The sequence below is a fragment of the Curtobacterium sp. MCSS17_016 genome, from assembly GCF_003234255.2.
Classification (GTDB): domain Bacteria; phylum Actinomycetota; class Actinomycetes; order Actinomycetales; family Microbacteriaceae; genus Curtobacterium; species Curtobacterium flaccumfaciens.
On the sequence record NZ_CP126254.1, the window covers coordinates 3,152,873 to 3,169,024 of the forward strand.

The following is a 16,152-nucleotide window of genomic DNA, read 5'->3' on the forward strand; positions in this document are numbered from 1 at the left end:
GGTCGTCAGGGTCAGGAGCGGACGAGCCGGGCGATCGCCTGGCTGGCCTCGCGCACCTTCTCGTCGGCGGCGTCCCCGCCCTCGGCGACGGCCTCGGCGACGCAGTGCGCCAGGTGGTCCTCGAGCAGCGACAGCGCGACGCGTTCGAGCGCCCGGTTCGCCGCCGAGATCTGGGTGAGGACGTCGATGCAGTACGTCTCGTCCTCGACCATCCGCGCGATCCCGCGCACCTGCCCCTCGGCGCGACGGAGTCGCTTGAGCAGGTCGTCCTTGTCGCCGATGTACCCGACGTGTTCGTGCATGTCCGCCTCCACCGTTCTCAATACGGTACCCCCCTAGGGTATTCCTTTCCTTGTCCGGTGCAACTGATGGCATGATCGGCGCATGGACCCCTCGACGACGAACGGATTCCGCCGGCTGCGGTTCTCCGACGGCGAGGGTTCCGACTACTCCGAGATCTTCACGGCCGAGTACGGCGGCTCGGACTTCGCCTCCGAGACCTTCGCCACCGACGACACCCGGTACGAGTACACGGTCGTGGGCGACGACGACCTGTCGCTGCGCACCATGCGGGCCGAGGGCGGCCGACGCGGTGGGGTCATCGGCGTGCGGGACGACCACGTGGTGTTCTGGCTCACCAAGGGCCGGCTCGAGATGCACTTCGCCGACCGCACCCGCGTCGTCGAGCCGGGCAGCCCGTACATCGCGTCGGCGTCCGAGGCCTACCGGTTCGAGTCCGACGGCACCGTCTACAACGGCGTGCACGTGTCCGACCGGTTCCTGCGGAGCGTCGGCCGCGACCTCGGCTACCGCCTGCCCGACGGCCCACTGTTGTTCGACCAGCAGGACGAGGTCGTCGCCCGGCGCGAACCCCTGCGGCACCTGATCCGTGAACTCGGGCCGGCCCTGGTCGACGACCGCGTGCTCGGGCCGATGCGGACCGCCCTGAACCGCCGGCTGGCCGTCGTCATCCTCGACACGTTCCCCATCCGCAACCGGGGTGACGACGTGCCCGTGGCGAACCGGCTCCGCGACGCGATTCGCTTCATCGAGCTGCACGCCGCAGAACGCCCCTCCGTCCCCACCATCGCCGCCGCCTGCGGACTGAGCCAGCGCGGACTGCAGGACGTCTTCGCCCGGACACTCGACACCACCCCGCACCGCTTCCTGCGCGACCACCGCCTGGACCGTGTGCGCGAGGAGCTGCTCCGCGCGGACCGGGGTGGCCCGGTCGCCCCGGCGGACTGTCCGCTCGTGTCCTCCGGCATCGCCGCGATCGCCCGCCGCTGGGGCTTCACCAACCCGGGCCGGTTCGCCGAGACCTACCGCGACCGGTTCGGTGAGGACCCGGCCGTGACGAAGCGCGCGTCGCTGGCTGCGCAGCCGGAGGCCGGCAAGGCGTCGTGGCGTGTCCGTCGTGCGGTGTCGTACATCGAACAGCACCTCGACGACCCGCTCACGCTCGACGACATCGCGGCCGCTGCAGGGGTGCTCCCCCGACGGCTGCAGCAGCTCTTCCGCGAGGAGCGCGGCGATTCCCCCATGGCCTGTGTCCGTGCCATGCGGGCCGCTGCCGAGCGCAACGGCGCGGCCGGAAACGGCTGAACGGCCGGACGGAACACCCCAGGGGTACACACAGATCCCCGGATTTCCGGGGTTCCCTGGATTCCTCCCGAATCCGAGAAGTCGTGTGTGACGAATCTCTTCCACAGCCCGTCTCATCCGTGAACAGCAACCGCTGGGAACGCCCGGCGGGTCAACGGAAGGAACGAACATGGCTGACACCATCACCCCCACCCCGGCCACCACGGCGACCCGTGCCACCTCGCACGCCGGCACCAGCGGCGTCACCGGCAAGACCGTCATCGACGACACCGTCGTGTCGAAGGTCGCCGGCATCGCCGCCCGTGAGGTCAACGGCGTGCACTCCCTCGGCAACGGTGCTGCCCGTGCCATCGGCGCCATCCGCGACGCGATCGGCCAGCGCGACTTCGGTCAGGGCGTCAAGGTCGAGGTCGGCGAGAAGCAGGTCGCCGCGGACATCGTGATCGTCGCCGAGTACCCGGTGTCGCTCCAGCAGGTCGCCGACGGCGTCCGTGCCGGTGTCGCCCGTGCCCTCGAGCAGATCGTCGGCATGGAGGTCGCCGAGGTCAACGTGACCGTCCAGGACGTCTACATCCCGGGCGACGACGACGACAACGAGGACGAGAAGAAGGAAGCCCGAGTCGCATGAGCAACACGCTGATCGGCGCCCTCATCGGCGCAGTCCTCGCCGTCGTGGCACTGCAGTTCGGGTTCTGGGGCTTCGTGCTCGTCATCGTCTTCGGTGCGATCGGGGCCCTCGTGGCCGCACTCGCCACCGGGCGCATCGACCGCGGTGCCCTGACCGACGTGCTGACCGGACGCCGGAGCTCCCGGTGAACGCCGGCCCGGACGTCCCGGGCCGCGTCGAGATCACCGCACGCGCGCTCACCTCGCTGGCGCGGGCCGTCGCAGCCGAAGGGCTCGGCGCCCCCGCCAAGCGGGTGCGCGTCGGACTCGGCGACGCGTCGGGAGCACTGTCGCTCGACATCACCGGGCCGATCGCCGCGAGCGACGACATCGTCTCCGGGTCGATCCGGATCGCGGACCAGGTCAAGGGCCGCGTGAGCGACCTGACCGGGCGTCTCGTCGGCAGTGCCCACATCGAACTCACCGGGATCGTGCGCGAGCACGAGTCCCGGGCCCGCTAGGAGGCCATCATGAGCAACGGTTCCGTCGAACGACGCATCCGTCGTCGGAGCGTGCACCGCTCCCGCTCCACAGCAGTGGCGGTGGCCCTCGTGGTGCTCGCTCTGGTGGCCGCCTGGATCGGCACCGAGGCGGTGCTCAGCGCCATCGGACGCCCGCCGCTGGTCGCCGACCCCCAGACCGTGGTCGACACGGCGCTCCGTCCGGACGCCGCGTTCGTCACCATCGTCGAGGTGATCGCGGGTGTGCTCGTCGTCCTCGGCGTCGTGCTGGTCGTCCTGGCGCTCAAGCCCGGCCGCCAGCACCGATCGGTCGTCGAGCACGAGCGCGGTGCGGTCGTCATCGACGCCCGCATCGTCGCCTCCACCGCGGCGAACGCCGCCGGTATGGCGGCCGGTGTCCCCGAGGGGAACGCCTCCGCCACCGCCCGTGGCCGTTCCACCGAGGTCCGCATCGTCCCCGTCACCGGCGTGCCGGTCGACGAGGCGAGCGTCCGCGCCGCCGTCGTGGAGCGTCTGAGCGGTCTCGACGAGCGCTTCGGCCGACGCGTCCGCGTCCGGGTCGAGGAGAAGGGAACCCTCGCATGACCAAGAGCAACCGGACCCTCAACAGGATCATCCTGTTCGTCCTCGGCCTCGTCGCCGTGGTCGTCGGGATCGCGATGGGCGCGGGTGTGCTGCCCGCCGTCCAGGACGCCGTCAAGCCGTACGTCGACCTCCCCCGCAGCCTCGACGTCCCCGCGTCCGCGCTGTGGATCGTCGCCGGGGCCGCGGCCCTCGTGATCGTCCTGTCGCTCGTGTGGGTGTTCACCCGCGGTGGTGGCGGCACGTCCGTCGCCGTCCGGGAGCACTCGGGCGACGATGCGGTCACCGTCAACGTCGCACTCGTCCGGGACGTCCTCGAGCACGAACTCGCGGGTGTCCGCGACGTGGTCGGGTCCCGTGTCGACACCTACCTCGTCCGCCGGCAGCGCGCCGCCCGGATCCGTGTCGCGGTCCGCCGGGGCGGGGACGCCGTCAGCGTGCTCGACGCCGTCGACCGAGCCGTCGCGGTCCTCGACCGCACCCTCGGCCGTCCGGTCCCGGTGCTCGTGCACCTGACCGGCGGTACCCGCTCCGCGCTCGCGAAGTCGACCCGCGTCCACTGACACCCTTCAGCCGGACGCACCCCGGGCCTCCCGGCCCACCACCACACCACCGGGCGTACGCCCACTCACGAAAGGACCCGTCATGGGACTCGACGACAAGATCAAGAACGCCGCTCAGGACCTCGCCGGCAAGGCGAAGGAAGCCGTCGGCAACCTGACCAACGACGACTCGAAGGTCGCCGAAGGCAAGAAGGACCAGGCCGCTGCGAGCGCGAAGCAGACCGGCGAGGACGTCAAGGACGTCTTCAAGAAGTAGGTCGCACGACCGCATCGGGGCACCCGTCGAACGGGTGCCCCGATGCGTCCCCGCGCAGATCCCGAACGAGGAGGAACCATGCAGCACGACCCCCATGCGAACACGCAGGTCACCGAGGTGGCCCTGCCCGCAGCACTGACGGAGCCGCTGCCCGACGACGCGAGCACCGCGACGATCGTCGCGCGCACCGCGGCGGAGACCGCGCTCGGCGTGCCCGGCGTGCACCACCTCGGCGGGATCACCGCCCGTGCGGCCGACCAGCTGCGGAAGCAGCTCGGCCGCTCGGCGGGCACCGCCGGCGTGCAGGTCGACGAAGAGGACGGTGTGCTCGCCGTTCAGGTCGCCGTCGTCGTCAGCTACCCGCACCCGGTGCTGGACGTCGCCGCCGAGGTCCGCCAGCAGGTGACCGCCGCGACCCGACAGCTGTCCGACCTCCGCACCTCGGTCGACGTGCGCGTCCTCGACGTGCACGGTCCGTTCGACGACGAGCAGTCCCCGCTCGGCCGCGCCGCCGAGCAGGCGACCGATGCGGTCGAGCAGGCGGCCTCGTCGACCGGCGACGCCGTCAAGCGGGCCGCCGAGACCACCGCGGACGCGACCAAGCGCGCCGCGTCGGCCACGGCGGACGCGACGAAGCAGGCAGCGTCGGCCACGGCGGACGCGACGAAGCAGGCTGCCGACGCCACCGCCGACACCACCAAGCGTGCCGTCGACGCCGCCGCAGAGACGGGCGAGCGTCTGCGTGACGCCGCCTCGGAGTCGCTCGCCCGGGCATCCGAGCAGGCCGCCGACGCGGCATCGTCCGCGAAGGACGCCGCCGAGCAGGCCCGCGACGTCGTCGTCGACACAGCCGGCACGACCCGCGACCGGGCCGCCGACGCTGCCGATGCCGCGGCTGACGCGGCCGACGACGCAGCCGTCGCCGCCGATGCAGCAGCGGATGCCGCAGTGGCTCCCCGTCACCGGGACCAGCCGTGACCACCGCCTGGTCCGGAGGGCGCCGGTCCCGCGACCGGCGTCCCCGACCCCGCGGCGTCTGGATCGCCGGCGGCATCGGGGTCTTCCTCGTCCTCGCCGTCGCGGTCGGCGGCTTCCTGCCGCTCGTCGGGTTCCTCGGCGGGGTCACCGCCACCACCGCCGGCCTCGTACCGTTCCCGTTCGTCCGCGTCACCCTGATCGCCCTGCTCGGTGCGGTCGTGGTGCTCGGCCTGCTCCTGCTCGCCCTGACCCGCCGGCACACCGCCACCGCGACGACCGCCGTCGTGCTCGCCGTCCTGGTGAGCGTGGCGGTCACCCTGGTCCCCGTCGTCCTGGTCGCCGTCGGCTCCGCCGACCGCGCGGGCGACGTCTGGCCGATCGTGACCGAGCTCTGGACCCGCTTCACCGGCTGACGTCGTGCACACGGTCCCGGCCGGGAGGCCCGCCCCACCCGACCCGGTCGGCCCACCCGGGTGGTCCCGGAGTCCACTGCCCGTCCGCTAGCCTCGCGACGTGAAGCGTCTCTCCCCCGGCCAGCGCTGGGTCATCGGTCTCGGCGCGTTCGCGCTCGTCTGTCTCGTCGTCGGCGTCATCGGGCTGGTGGTCGGGATCACGAACCGGTACGGGTGCCTCTCCGACACCGAGATCTGGCCGCAGTCCCGCTGCCTCGGCGACGACTCCGGGATCTACTGGGGCAGCGCCCTCGGCGTCATCGGGCTGCTGCACCTCGGCCTGACCGGCCTGGCCGGTGCACTCGTCTGGACGTCGACCCCGACGGTCGCTCCGCGTCCCGTCGGGCGTCCGACGCCGCGCCCCGGCGAGACGCACCGGGTCTTCTCGTACGGCACGCTCCAGCAGCCGCTCGTGCAGGAGTCGCTGTTCGGGGACCACGTCCCCACCACCCCGGACTCCCTGCCCGGCTGGCGGCTCGACTGGGTGACGATCACCGACCCGGACGTCATCCGGACGAGCGGCTCCGACCGGCACCCGATCCTCCGCCGCGGCTCCGCCGGCGACGTCGTCGAGGGTGTGGCCCTGACGCTCGGGTACGAGTGGCAGCTCCGCGCGGTCGACGGCTACGAGGTCGCCGACTACCAGCGCATCCGGGTCACGCTGGCCTCGGGCTCGACGGCCTGGGTCTACGTGGCGGCCGACGAGGCCTGAGCCGCGGCGCGCAGCCGTTCGAGCCCCTGGTTGATCGACACCGACGGAGTCCACCGCAGGTCGCGCCGGGTCCGCCGCTGGTCGAACCAGTGCGCCGTCGAGAGCTGTTCGGCCAGGAACCGGGTCATCGGCGGCTCGTCCTCGCCCGGTCGGACCCGCCAGACGGCCTCGACCACGGAGCCCGCGGCCCGCGCCACCGCGGCCGGCACGTGCCACTGCGGCGGTCGGACACCCGACGCCGTGCAGATGCCGGCGAGCAGGTCGGCGACCGGGCGGGGCTCGCCGTTCGTGACGACGTAGGCGTTGCCGTGGACGCCGTCGTCCTCGACGTGTTCGAGCGCCGCGACCATGGCCGTCGCGGCGTTGTCGACGTAGAGCGTGTCGATGAGCGCGGCACCGGAGTCGAGCAGCGGGAGCCGTCCGGCCCGAGCACGCTCGACGATCCGTCCGACGAGCTGCGTGTCGCCCGGACCCCACACCAGGTGCGGCCGGACCGCCACGACGGCGAAGTCCGGGGCGTCGGCGTCGAGTGCCAGGAGCTCCGCCGCGGCCTTGGTGCGGGCGTAGTCGCCACGGGCACGGGACGGTTCGGCCGGACCGGCATCGGCCCCGACGAGCGACGACCCGGTGTGCGCGACCGACGGCGACGACACGAAGACGAAGCGCCCGACCCCGGCTGCACGGGCGGCCTGCAGCAGTGAGCGCGTGCCCTCGATGTTGATCCGGGCGAAGTCGGCCGGGTCCCCGGCGAGCGACACCTTCGCGGCCAGGTGCACGACGGCCTCGATCCCGTCGACCGCGCGGGCGATCGCGGCGTCGTCGGTCATCGTGCCGGCGACGTCCTGCACGCCCGACACCCCGGAGGGACGGCGCTGGAAGGTCCGGACCTCGTGCCCGGCGTCCTGCACGGCTGCGGCGGTGGCCTGCCCGAGGAATCCGCTGGCCCCGGTGACCAGGACCTTCACGGGCGGACCATCCGTCCGCCGGACAGCACCGAGGCGGCCCAACGGGACAGCCGGGTGCGGTCGACCTTGGAGTTGTGCCGGATGTCGGTCGGCAGCACGGGCACGACGAGCACCGCGGCGAGGGCCACCCCGGCGGCGGCACGGACCGCCGCGGCGAGCTGCGGCGACGCCAGACCCGGCCGGCGCACGGCGGGGTCGGTCTCGACGACGGCCACCACCTGCTGCGTGCCGACCGGACCGATGCCCGCGACGCCGGCGCGTCCGACACCGTCGACGCCCTCGATCCGCTGCTCCGGCCCGACCGGCGTGACGACCCGGTCCGGGGTGGTGAGCACGTGCTGCAGCCGGCCCTCGACCCAGATCCGTCCCGCGGTGTCCAGGTGTCCGACGTCCGCGGTGCGGTGCCCGCGCGGGTCGTCGACGCCGAGGCGCGAGACCCGGTCGGTGCGCCAGAGCCGGTCGTAGTGGTCGCGCACGTGGGGTGCCGCGACGACGATCTCCCCGGTGATCCCGGGCTCGTCCGTCAGCGCTCCGGTCGAGCGACCGGAACCGTCGAGCGGTGCGATGCGGACGCGGACGTTCGCTGCCGGCACCCCGACGCAGATCCCTTCGTCGTCGGACCGGCCGGCGGCACGGACCCCGTCGAGGTCGACGTCGGTCATGAGGAGCCCCTCGGTCATGCCGTAGGGGGTGTGGGCGCTGGCGTTCGGCATCAGCTCGGTCGCCGCGGTGAGCAGCGCAGCCGAGACGGGAGCCCCGGCCGACAGGAACAGCCGCACGCCCTTCAGCGCCTGCCGGTCGGCGTCGGTGAGCTCCGACGCGGTCGCGACGACGTTCGCCAGGGCCGCGGGCGACAGGAACACCACGGTGGCGTCGGCCGCGGCGACCGAGGCCGCGACCGCCTTCGCTGTCAGGGTGCGCGGCGCGGTGACGTCCATGTCGGGCGCGACCGACCGTGCCCCGAGGGCCGGGCCGAGCAGCGCGAACGGCGCGAACCCGGCGACGAGACCGGTGCCGACCCCGACGTCGTACTGGGTGGCCAGGGCGTCCCGGACGGCGCTGAGCTGCCCGTGCGTGTACACGACACCCTTCGCCGGGCCGGTCGACCCCGAGGTGAAGAGCACGGCAGCGGGTGCGTCCGACGACGGGGCCGTCGGCAGCGCGGTGCCGTGCGCGAGACGACGCGCACCACGTCGGGCGACGTCGACGAGCGTGTGCTCCACCCGCAGCGCCTTCCGGGCCGGCGCGGGCAGCGAGAGCGTCGCGATGCGTCGCCCCGGCCAGCCGAGGGCACGTGCGGCCCCGAGGCCGGGCAGCGCGCCGATGATCCAGTCGGGTCGTGCTCCGCGGACCGCTCGGGTCAGACCACCGAGTCCGAGGCCGGCATCCGCGACGACGACGACCGCCCCGATCCGCACGCAGGCGTACAGGACGGCGGTCAGGTCGGCACCGGGGGTCACCAGGAGCGAGACACGGTCGCCGCTGCGGACGCCCAGGTCGTCGAGTCCCGCGGCGATCTCGTCGACCCGTCGGGCGAGCAGTCGCCACGTGATCGTGCGGGGGCCACCGGCGACGGCCAACTCGACCAGCGCGGGTTCGTCACTGTCACGCAGTTCGTCGAGCCGTGCCCAGAGCGGCGGGGTCGCCGGTGCGGGCTGGCCCGGGTCCGCGGCGTCGGCCTGGAGGCCCGTGGGGGCCTGCGCAGGACGGCCACCGTCCGGCAGGCGGTCGCCCAGCCAGTCGAACACCGCGCCCGCCACGTCGGCGTCATCAGGCAGCAGGTGCCCGGCGCCCTCGAACCGGTGGACGTCGGCGTGCGGCACGCGTTCGGTCAGGTCGTCCAGGTAGCGCTCGAGGAACACCGGGTCGCGCGGACCCCAGAGCAGGAGCACCGGCACGTCGAGCGCGGCGACCCCGGCGGCGATGCGGTCGAGTTCGGGTGCACTCCGGTGCCGGGCGTCGACGGGGATGTCCGCGACGAACCCGCCGATGCCGCCGCGTCGGGCGGCACCGCGGTAGGGCGCACGGTAGCCGTCGGCTGTGGCACGGTCGAGCTTCGGGTGCGCGATGGCCAGGGTCGTCTCGAGGAACGCGGGGGTCACGACCGTCGCGCGGCCGAGCATCCCCGGACCGAGGGCGAGCCGCAGCGGTGCCGGGATCGGGGCGTCGTCGGGTTGGTGCACGGCGGTGTTGCACGTCATCGCGGCGGCCAGGACGTCCGGGTGGTCGACCGCCCAACCGAGCGACACGACACCGCCCCAGTCGTGACCGAGGGTGACGACCGGTCCGGTCAGCCCGAGTTCGTCGGTCAGGGCTCCGAGGTCCGCGACGCGCTGCGCCAGTCCCCGCTCGACGCCGGTGCGCTCCGAGAAGCCCATGTCGAGCTGGTCGACGGCGACCACACGCCAGGCCGGGCCGCCGGCCTGCGCGAGCTCGAGCGAGGTGCGGAGCACCGACCGCCACAGGTACGACCAGGTCGGGTTGCCGTGCACGCAGAGGATCGTGCCGACCGGTTCCACGCCGAGCGCGGCCAGGGACCCGGCCGTGTCGAGGAGGTGCCAGGTGCGCGCGGCGCGATCTGTGCCTCTCCCCACCGGCACGGCCGGCCCGCCGCTGGCGCGTCGCTCCGGAACCGGCGGCGTGGGCCCAGTCCGCTCTCCGGACCACGCGGGGACCGTGACCAGACGCGACCAGGCCGGGTCGAGGCCGGGCAGGGAGGGCGGCTGCGTCGCCGGAGCCGTGCTCGCGGCGACGCGGGGCAGCCGGGACCTCACCAGTGGAGTTCCATCATCGCCGTGTTGATGCCGGAACCGACGCCACCCAGGAACACGCGGTCACCGCGACGGATGCCGCCGGAAGCGACCTCGTCGGCCAGGGTGATCGGGATCGACGCGGGGCCGACGTTGCCGAAGCGCTGGTAGGTGGTGGGGACCTTGTCGCGCGGGATGCCGATCGCCTCGACGAAGGCGTTGGTGTGCACGTCGGAGACCTGGTGCAGCACGTAGCGGTCCATTTCGGCCCAGTCGAAGTGGGCGCGGGCCTCGGTCCAGGCGGCGACGACGAGCTCCATGCCGCCCTTGAGCAGCATCTTCGCGTCCGTGAACATGCCGTCGACGCTGCCGACGCACAGGTCGTACCACTGGGTCGCCGCGCGGGTGACGCCGCCGACGATCCGGTGTCCTTCGGGGTGCAGGTCAGCCGGGCCGAGCACGGCCGCCGCGGCACCGGACCCGAGTGTCAGGCTGGCGAACTCGCTCATGAAGTCCTTGCGGTTCCGGCCGCCCTGGTTCAGGCGGTCGATGGTGTTGAGCTGCACCTGGTCGGCGTCCTCGCCGTCGACGACGAGCGCGTACTTGATCTGCCCGGAGTCGATCATGCCCGCGGCGACGCTCATGGCGTTGACGAACCCCAGGCAGGCGTTCGCGATGTCGAAGTTGATGGCGGACGACGGCAGCCCGAGGCCGTGGTGCAGGCGGACGGCCACCGACGGCTCGAGGTGCGGGCGCGTCACCGAGGTGTTGATGAGCAGCCCGATCTCGTCCGGACGGACCCCGGCCTCGGCCATGGCACGGCGGCCGGCGTCGATCGCGGCGTCCTGGAAGGTCTGCCCCTCGCCCCAGTTGCGACGCTCGATCACCCCGGCGACACGCTCGAGCAGCCCCATCGGCAGACGGAGTCGACGGAGGACCCCGCGGAGCTTGGCCTCGATGTCGGCCGAGGTCGTCACACGCTCCGCCGTGGTGGTCGCCACGGAGAGCAGCGAGACGTTCCGGTGCTTCGCCGTGGCGTTGCCGGGCTGCTCCGGTTCACTGCTCGATGCCTGGTCGACCGGCCGTTCCGTCATGATCGTCACCGACACATACTTCCGCATCTGGCCTGTGTGCGCGATCCGGATGCGCTGGACGGCTCCGGATCAGACGTCCTTCGGCAGCTTCCGCACCTTCGCACGCCGCTTCCGACGCTCCGGGATCATCGACCGCATCTCCTCGAGCTTGCCGAAGCAGAGCAGTCGGTCGCCCGGCTCGAGGGCGACGCCACTGCGCGGGTTCGGGATGACGTTCGAGCCGCGGTGCAGCGTGAGGACCGTGATGTCGCGGTCCCAGAGCCCGGACTCCTTGATCGTCTTGCCGACCAGGTCGGCGTTGGTGTGCACGAGGAGCTCGGCGACGCCGTACCCGGTCGAGACGGACAGCCGCTGGCGGACGTCGATCTCGGGGAACGCGACCTGGTTCGCGATGAAGTCGACGATCGCACCGGCGATGTCGAGGCCGGTGGCTCGCTCGACGCCCTCGAGGCCCGGCGAGGAGTTGACCTCCATCACGAGCGGCCCGTCGTTGCCCTCGAGCATGTCGACGCCTGCGACCTTCAGGCCCATGATCTGCGCCGAGCGGACGGCCACGGCCTCGTACTCGGGCGAGAGCGTGACCTTCTCGACGGTGCCGCCGCGGTGCACGTTCGAGCGGAACTCGTCGCCCGAGGCGGTCCGGCGCATCGCCGCCACCACCCGGTCACCGACGACGAGGGCACGGATGTCACGACCGCGGCTCTCGGCGATGAACCGCTGGATCAGGACATTCTGCTTCGTGGAGTGCAGGGTCTCGACGATCGACTCGGCGACTTTCGCCTCGGGTGCCAGGATCACGCCGATGCCCTGCGTGCCCTCGAGGAGCTTGATGACGACGGGCGCGCCGCCGACCCGCTCGATCGCGCCGCGCACGTCGTTGCGGCCGGCCACGAACGTCGTCGCCGGCATGCCGATGTCGTGCCGCGACAGGATCTGGTTCGCCCGGAGCTTGTCGCGCGAGTTCGTGATGCCGTTCGCCGTGTTCGGCGTGTACACGTCCATCTGCTCGAACTGGCGCACCACGGCGGTGCCGTAGTAGGTGATCGAGTTGCCGATGCGCGGCAGCACGGCGTCGTAGTCGCTCAGCAGCTTGCCGCGGTAGAGCAGGTCCGGGTCGTCGCCGGACAGGTCGATCGCGAAGCGCAGGGTGTTGAGCACCTTGACCTCGTGACCGCGGTCGAGTGCCGCTGCGCGGAGGCGCTGGGTCGAGTACGCCTGGGGCGCGCGCGACAGGATGGCGAGTTTCATCGAGGGGTTCTCCGCTGGGTCGGATCGACGGCGACGCTCCATCAAAGCATGCGGACGTGGCCACGGAGCATGCGACAGGATGGGCAGATGGCCCGAGCTCCGAAGTCCTCCGACAGCGGGCTCGTCGTCGCCGGGTGGCGGGAGTGGGCGGGGCTGCCGGACCTCGGCGTGCCGTGGATCAAGGTGAAGCTCGACACCGGCGCCCGGAGCTCCGCGTTGCACGCCTTCGACCTCGAGGAACTGCCCGGCGAGCGGGTCCGGTTCTCGCTGCACCCCTGGCAGGACACCGATGCCGACGCCTCCACCATCGAGTGCGACGTGCACGACCGGCGCATCGTCCGCAGCTCGACCGGGCACACCCAGGAGCGCATCGTCGTCCGCACGCGGATCGCGTTGGCCGGGCAGGTCGTCGAGTCCGAGGTCACCTTGAGCAACCGGGACCAGATGGGGTTCCGGATGCTCGTCGGTCGCGAGGCGCTCCGGCAGGGCTTCCTCGTCGATCCTGCACGGTCCTTCATGGCCGGGCGCGCTCCGAAGGAGATCCGGCGCCGCAACCGCGGTCGCGCCTGAGCGCTCCTGGTCACCTGGCACGGGCCGTTGCGGTGACCGGTCGACGGCCTGGAGGCGCGGTGCGGGGCCGCCACGGGCCTCCCGTCCGCCTGGACGCGCGTCCCGGGCGCTGGTCGGCTCAGCGACCCAGGTGGCGGCCGAGGAAGGCGAGTTGCTGGGGCGCCAGGCGGCGCCAGTACCCGTGCGTGTGGGCGCCGGGTGCGAAGCCTCCGGCCGGAGGCGTGGCGAAGCCGTCGACGTAGGTGTGCACCGCCGGCGCGAACCCGTCACCGTTGCCGCAGTCGACGCGGACGGCGACACCGTCCAGGGCGCGCTGCCGCCCGAGGACGGTGTTCGCGCGGAAGTCGGCCGCGTCGTCGAAGGCGCCGCGAGCGGTGTCGGCGGCCGACTTCCAGAGCGCGGGGCTGATGGCCGAGACCGCCCGGACGCGCGAGGCACCGAGGACCCCTGCGAGCCGGAGGGCCCCGAAGCCACCCATCGAGTAGCCGGTCAGGGCGAGGCGGTCCGTGTCGAAGCCGCGGCGGGCGATCAGGGGCAGGAACTCGTCGACGACCATCGCGGCGGGGTCGTCCCCGTCGGCTCGTGGGTGCCAGTAGCGGTTGCCGCCGTCGATCGAGGCGATCGCGAACGGTGCTCCACCGCCGGCCACGTGCGCCGCGAGGAACCGGTCGTAGCCCAGGCTCCGCCCGGAGAACGAGGTGTGGTCGTCGCCGTACCCGTGCAGGGCGACCGCCACCGGCAAGGGGGTGTCGGACGCCGGGGCCGCGATCATCCAGCCGACGGTGCGGCCCTTCCGCGCCGCGGACACGAAGGTGCCGGAGGTCGTGGGGACGGGTTCGACGTCGGGGACCGTGCCGTCGGTGCCGTCCAGACCGAGGACCCGGTACAGGGTCGAGCGCCCGGGCAGCAGTCCGAGGTTGATCGCCTCGGCCACGGCTCCCGCGGCGACGACGCCCGTGCCACCGATGAGCATGGAACGGCGGGTGATCGTGGCAGCACGCGATCGGGTCATGGGGTGGGCGCCGTTCCGTCGGGGGTGGTGTGTTCCCGGATGAGGGACGCGGCGACGGACCGTGCCGTCGTCGTGTCGAGCGCGGGGTCGCGCAATCGCATCGCAAGGGAACCGGAGACGATGAGGAGCAGCTGGTCGGCGAGGGCCTCGGCACGGGGACCGACCACCGGGGCCGCCCGCGCCAGGAGCCGCCGGCGCAACGTGGTGGTCTCGAGGTCCAGGACCTGTCGGACCTCGGCGGGGGCGTCGGCGTACTCGGCGGCGGTGCCGAGGAAGGCGCACCAGCGGGAGCCCGTGGGCGTCGAGCGGTAGTCGTCGAGGGCGTCGAACACCGCCAGGAGTCGGCCCAGGTCGTCCCGTTCGGCGGCGACCGCACGGTCCCAGGTGGCGATCCAGTCCTCGTGGCGACGGGTGAGGGCCGCAGCGACGAGCGACTCCTTGCTCGCGTAGCCGCGGTACAGCGTGGCCGTCGAGACCCCGGCCCGTTCGAGGACGGCGTCGATCGGGGTGGCGGCGATGCCCTGTGAGAAGAAGAGCTCCTCGGCGGCGTCGAGCAGCCGTTGCTCGGTCCCTGGGCGCATCACCATGAGAGCACCCTAGGCTCTGAAAAGTGAAACGATCGTTTTCGTTACGACATCGTCTGCTCCTGGTGAGCGGACTCGGCCTGATCGCCGCCACCTACGGCCTGGTGCGCCTGGCGTACGGGCTGTTCCTGCCCGACGTGCAGCGGGACCTGGGGCTCCGGGCAGATGCCGCCGGGTGGGTCTCGTCGGGTGCCTCTGCGCTCTACTGCGTCGGTGCGGTGGCCGGGTTCCTGCTCGCCGCACGGATGCCCCGGGTGCTCGTCACGGTCGCGACCCTGGTGGCGGGGATCGGTGCGATCACCATGGCGACGGCCGGCGGCTCGCTGGCGTTCGGCGTCAGCGCCGTGCTCGCGTCGGCAGGTGCCGGACTCGCGTCGCCCGCCCTCGTGCGGATCGTCGCCGAGCAGGTGCCGTCGGCGCTGCTCGGTCGAGCGCAGGCGATCGTGAACGCCGGCACCGGCCCCGGGCTCGTGGGCGCCGGGGCGCTCGCCCTCGTGCTGCTGCCCGACTGGCGGACGGCCTGGGCAGTGTCCGGGGTGTTCGCCCTGGCCGTCGGTGCCCTGCTGCTCGTGGTGTCCCGCGGCGGGACTGCTGCGTCCCGGTCACCGCTGCCCGGCACCCCGTGGTTCGCGGCGCACCGAGGGGTGCTCGTGCTGGCGCTGCTGTTCGGGGCGGGGTCCGCCGTCGTCTGGACCTACGGACGTTCGGCGCTGGTGGAGGCCGGTGCGTCGGTCGTCGTCTCGGTGTCGGCCTGGATCGCGCTCGGGATCGGCGGAGCGGCCGTCGTGGTCACCGCGCGTTGGACGAACGGACTGCGCGCCCGGACGCTCTGGGCGATCACGGCGGGGTCGGTCGCCGTCGCCGTCGTGGTGCTGGGGGCAGCGCCGCAGTCGACGGTCGCGGCGCTGCTGGCGTGTGCCGTGTTCGGCTGGGGCTACACGGCGGCGACCGGGGCACTGATCGCGTGGACGACCGAGATCGATGCCGAGTGCTCGTCGGCGGGCACGTCGATGCTGTTCGTCGCGCTCGTGCTCGGGCAGGCCGTCGGTGCGGCGGCTGCCGGAGCGCTCGTCGGTGCGATCGGGTTCGTCGCGACGTTCGTGGTCGGGGCGGGTGTGACCGCGGCGAGCGCCGTCCCCGCGGTGGTCCGCCGGCCGGGTGGGGTCCGTGCCGTCAGAGCAGCGGCCGGAGCTCGATCTTCCGGTTGCACGCCTGCGACGCCTGGTGCGCCACCCGGGCAGCCGTCTCGGCGTCCGGGAGGTCCATGACCCAGAACCCGGCGACGTACTCGTCGGTGCTCGTCGCGGGCCCGGTCGTTGTCTCGGCCGCGCCCCCGCGGGCGTCGACCACGGTGGCGTCAGCGGGTGCGGAGACCCCAGCGGCGAACACGATCGCGTCGGCCATCCGTTCGTTGAAGGCGTCGACCGCGGTGGCTTCGGCGTCGGTCGCGGAGTACGTGTTGCCGACGGCGGCGGCCTGGCCGTCGTCGATGACGTTGACGAGGAACTGCATGGCGTCTCCCCTGCTCGTTGGCGGGAGGCTACTCCCGCCGTGCACCGACCGACGCGTTCGGCGTGAAGCTGCTGTTCCGCTGGGACGTCCGCAGGAGCGGCCCCGTGACGTTTACCATCTGTGAACATGAACACTTCCACTC

General features: G+C 72.8%; 20 protein-coding genes. 12 read left to right on the top strand and 8 right to left on the bottom strand.

Annotated elements, in window-relative coordinates:
* Positions 1 to 11 precede the first annotated feature (11 nt).
* Positions 12 to 302, bottom strand: a complete 291-nt coding sequence (locus tag DEJ19_RS14815) for a metal-sensitive transcriptional regulator (RefSeq protein ID WP_027466001.1) — start codon at positions 300 to 302, stop codon at positions 12 to 14.
* An 82-nt stretch (positions 303 to 384) separates the two neighbouring features.
* Between DEJ19_RS14815 and DEJ19_RS14820 the strand changes: the two genes are divergently transcribed.
* From DEJ19_RS14820 to DEJ19_RS14865, 10 genes are all read left to right on the top strand, one after another.
* A complete protein-coding gene (locus DEJ19_RS14820) occupies positions 385 to 1,605 on the top strand; it encodes an AraC family transcriptional regulator (RefSeq protein WP_111100376.1) in 1,221 nt (406 codons plus the stop codon).
* Positions 1,606 to 1,774: 169 nt separating this feature from the next.
* Positions 1,775 to 2,233 (top strand): Asp23/Gls24 family envelope stress response protein, encoded by a 459-nt coding sequence (locus DEJ19_RS14825; RefSeq protein WP_111024451.1) that lies wholly within the window; start codon positions 1,775 to 1,777, stop codon positions 2,231 to 2,233.
* Positions 2,230 to 2,421 (top strand): DUF2273 domain-containing protein, encoded by a 192-nt coding sequence (locus DEJ19_RS14830; RefSeq protein WP_017885412.1) that lies wholly within the window; start codon positions 2,230 to 2,232, stop codon positions 2,419 to 2,421. Before DEJ19_RS14825 ends, DEJ19_RS14830 begins: the two co-directional genes overlap by 4 nt.
* Complete coding sequence (locus DEJ19_RS14835; protein ID WP_111232897.1) at positions 2,418 to 2,732, top strand: hypothetical protein; 315 nt, start codon at positions 2,418 to 2,420, stop codon at positions 2,730 to 2,732. The genes DEJ19_RS14830 and DEJ19_RS14835 overlap by 4 nt, the downstream gene beginning before the upstream one ends.
* A 9-nt stretch (positions 2,733 to 2,741) precedes the next feature.
* Positions 2,742 to 3,317, top strand: coding sequence for a DUF6286 domain-containing protein (locus tag DEJ19_RS14840; protein ID WP_027465998.1), 576 nt, complete (start codon positions 2,742 to 2,744; stop codon positions 3,315 to 3,317).
* The gene (locus tag DEJ19_RS14845; RefSeq protein WP_110864128.1) at positions 3,314 to 3,877 is read left to right on the top strand and encodes a hypothetical protein; all 564 of its coding nucleotides are present in this window, start codon (positions 3,314 to 3,316) and stop codon (positions 3,875 to 3,877) included. The genes DEJ19_RS14840 and DEJ19_RS14845 overlap by 4 nt, the downstream gene beginning before the upstream one ends.
* An 82-nt stretch (positions 3,878 to 3,959) precedes the next feature.
* Positions 3,960 to 4,133 (top strand): CsbD family protein, encoded by a 174-nt coding sequence (locus tag DEJ19_RS14850; protein WP_071246087.1) that lies wholly within the window; start codon positions 3,960 to 3,962, stop codon positions 4,131 to 4,133.
* A gap of 78 nt (positions 4,134 to 4,211) precedes the next feature.
* Positions 4,212 to 5,111, top strand: coding sequence for an Asp23/Gls24 family envelope stress response protein (locus DEJ19_RS14855; RefSeq protein ID WP_181441495.1), 900 nt, complete (start codon positions 4,212 to 4,214; stop codon positions 5,109 to 5,111).
* On the top strand, positions 5,108 to 5,524 hold the full coding sequence (locus DEJ19_RS14860; RefSeq protein ID WP_111232895.1) for an MFS transporter permease: 417 nt from the start codon (positions 5,108 to 5,110) through the stop codon (positions 5,522 to 5,524). Before DEJ19_RS14855 ends, DEJ19_RS14860 begins: the two co-directional genes overlap by 4 nt.
* 100 nt (positions 5,525 to 5,624) lie before the next feature.
* Complete coding sequence (locus tag DEJ19_RS14865) at positions 5,625 to 6,275, top strand: gamma-glutamylcyclotransferase family protein (protein ID WP_258377363.1); 651 nt, start codon at positions 5,625 to 5,627, stop codon at positions 6,273 to 6,275.
* Here the strand turns inward: DEJ19_RS14865 and DEJ19_RS14870 are convergent.
* The 4 genes from DEJ19_RS14870 to DEJ19_RS14885 form a co-directional block, all read right to left on the bottom strand.
* Positions 6,251 to 7,240 carry an NAD-dependent epimerase/dehydratase family protein gene (locus tag DEJ19_RS14870; RefSeq protein ID WP_111232894.1) on the bottom strand — a complete coding sequence of 330 codons (990 nt, stop codon included), beginning with the start codon at positions 7,238 to 7,240 and terminating at the stop codon, positions 6,251 to 6,253. The genes DEJ19_RS14865 and DEJ19_RS14870 overlap by 25 nt on opposite strands.
* The gene (locus DEJ19_RS14875; protein ID WP_111232934.1) at positions 7,237 to 10,002 is read right to left on the bottom strand and encodes an alpha/beta fold hydrolase; all 2,766 of its coding nucleotides are present in this window, start codon (positions 10,000 to 10,002) and stop codon (positions 7,237 to 7,239) included. The genes DEJ19_RS14870 and DEJ19_RS14875 overlap by 4 nt, the downstream gene beginning before the upstream one ends.
* Positions 10,003 to 10,010: 8 nt before the next feature.
* Positions 10,011 to 11,084: a 3-oxoacyl-ACP synthase III gene (locus DEJ19_RS14880; RefSeq protein WP_111232933.1), complete on the bottom strand. Its 1,074-nt coding sequence runs from the start codon at positions 11,082 to 11,084 to the stop codon at positions 10,011 to 10,013.
* 69 nt (positions 11,085 to 11,153) lie between these two features.
* Positions 11,154 to 12,332, bottom strand: coding sequence for a RimK family alpha-L-glutamate ligase (locus DEJ19_RS14885; protein ID WP_110861118.1), 1,179 nt, complete (start codon positions 12,330 to 12,332; stop codon positions 11,154 to 11,156).
* Between the two features lie 87 nt (positions 12,333 to 12,419).
* Here DEJ19_RS14885 and DEJ19_RS14890 point away from each other — a divergent pair, with 87 nt between their 5' ends.
* Positions 12,420 to 12,902, top strand: a complete 483-nt coding sequence (locus DEJ19_RS14890; protein WP_027465989.1) for an ATP-dependent zinc protease family protein — start codon at positions 12,420 to 12,422, stop codon at positions 12,900 to 12,902.
* Between the two features lie 118 nt (positions 12,903 to 13,020).
* On the opposite strand, the gene DEJ19_RS14895 is transcribed toward DEJ19_RS14890, so the two are convergent.
* Both DEJ19_RS14895 and DEJ19_RS14900 read right to left on the bottom strand, forming a co-directional pair.
* Positions 13,021 to 13,914 (bottom strand): alpha/beta hydrolase, encoded by an 894-nt coding sequence (locus DEJ19_RS14895; protein ID WP_181441494.1) that lies wholly within the window; start codon positions 13,912 to 13,914, stop codon positions 13,021 to 13,023.
* Complete coding sequence (locus DEJ19_RS14900; RefSeq protein WP_111232893.1) at positions 13,911 to 14,501, bottom strand: TetR/AcrR family transcriptional regulator; 591 nt, start codon at positions 14,499 to 14,501, stop codon at positions 13,911 to 13,913. The genes DEJ19_RS14895 and DEJ19_RS14900 overlap by 4 nt, the downstream gene beginning before the upstream one ends.
* Before the next feature lie 62 nt (positions 14,502 to 14,563).
* On the opposite strand from DEJ19_RS14900, the gene DEJ19_RS14905 reads away from it, so the two are divergent.
* Positions 14,564 to 15,766 (top strand): MFS transporter, encoded by a 1,203-nt coding sequence (locus tag DEJ19_RS14905; RefSeq protein ID WP_220035303.1) that lies wholly within the window; start codon positions 14,564 to 14,566, stop codon positions 15,764 to 15,766.
* Here DEJ19_RS14905 and DEJ19_RS14910 read toward each other — a convergent pair.
* On the bottom strand, positions 15,672 to 16,010 hold the full coding sequence (locus DEJ19_RS14910) for a YciI family protein (RefSeq protein WP_111232891.1): 339 nt from the start codon (positions 16,008 to 16,010) through the stop codon (positions 15,672 to 15,674). The two genes, DEJ19_RS14905 and DEJ19_RS14910, sit on opposite strands and share 95 nt — an antisense overlap.
* Positions 16,011 to 16,152: the final 142 nt, after the last annotated feature.

Bases quoted from the DNA above. Each gene is read 5' to 3' on its own strand.
- DEJ19_RS14815 (WP_027466001.1), bottom strand. From the start codon at position 302: ATGCACGAACACGTCGGGTACATCGGCGACAAGGACGACCTGCTCAAG.
- DEJ19_RS14820 (WP_111100376.1), top strand. From the start codon at position 385: ATGGACCCCTCGACGACGAACGGATTCCGCCGGCTGCGGTTCTCCGAC.
- DEJ19_RS14825 (WP_111024451.1), top strand. From the start codon at position 1,775: ATGGCTGACACCATCACCCCCACCCCGGCCACCACGGCGACCCGTGCC.
- DEJ19_RS14830 (WP_017885412.1), top strand. From the start codon at position 2,230: ATGAGCAACACGCTGATCGGCGCCCTCATCGGCGCAGTCCTCGCCGTC.
- DEJ19_RS14840 (WP_027465998.1), top strand. From the start codon at position 2,742: ATGAGCAACGGTTCCGTCGAACGACGCATCCGTCGTCGGAGCGTGCAC.
- DEJ19_RS14845 (WP_110864128.1), top strand. From the start codon at position 3,314: ATGACCAAGAGCAACCGGACCCTCAACAGGATCATCCTGTTCGTCCTC.
- DEJ19_RS14850 (WP_071246087.1), top strand. From the start codon at position 3,960: ATGGGACTCGACGACAAGATCAAGAACGCCGCTCAGGACCTCGCCGGC.
- DEJ19_RS14855 (WP_181441495.1), top strand. From the start codon at position 4,212: ATGCAGCACGACCCCCATGCGAACACGCAGGTCACCGAGGTGGCCCTG.
- DEJ19_RS14880 (WP_111232933.1), bottom strand. From the start codon at position 11,084: ATGACGGAACGGCCGGTCGACCAGGCATCGAGCAGTGAACCGGAGCAG.
- DEJ19_RS14885 (WP_110861118.1), bottom strand. From the start codon at position 12,332: ATGAAACTCGCCATCCTGTCGCGCGCGCCCCAGGCGTACTCGACCCAG.
- DEJ19_RS14890 (WP_027465989.1), top strand. From the start codon at position 12,420: ATGGCCCGAGCTCCGAAGTCCTCCGACAGCGGGCTCGTCGTCGCCGGG.
- DEJ19_RS14895 (WP_181441494.1), bottom strand. From the start codon at position 13,914: ATGACCCGATCGCGTGCTGCCACGATCACCCGCCGTTCCATGCTCATC.
- DEJ19_RS14900 (WP_111232893.1), bottom strand. From the start codon at position 14,501: ATGGTGATGCGCCCAGGGACCGAGCAACGGCTGCTCGACGCCGCCGAG.
- DEJ19_RS14910 (WP_111232891.1), bottom strand. From the start codon at position 16,010: ATGCAGTTCCTCGTCAACGTCATCGACGACGGCCAGGCCGCCGCCGTC.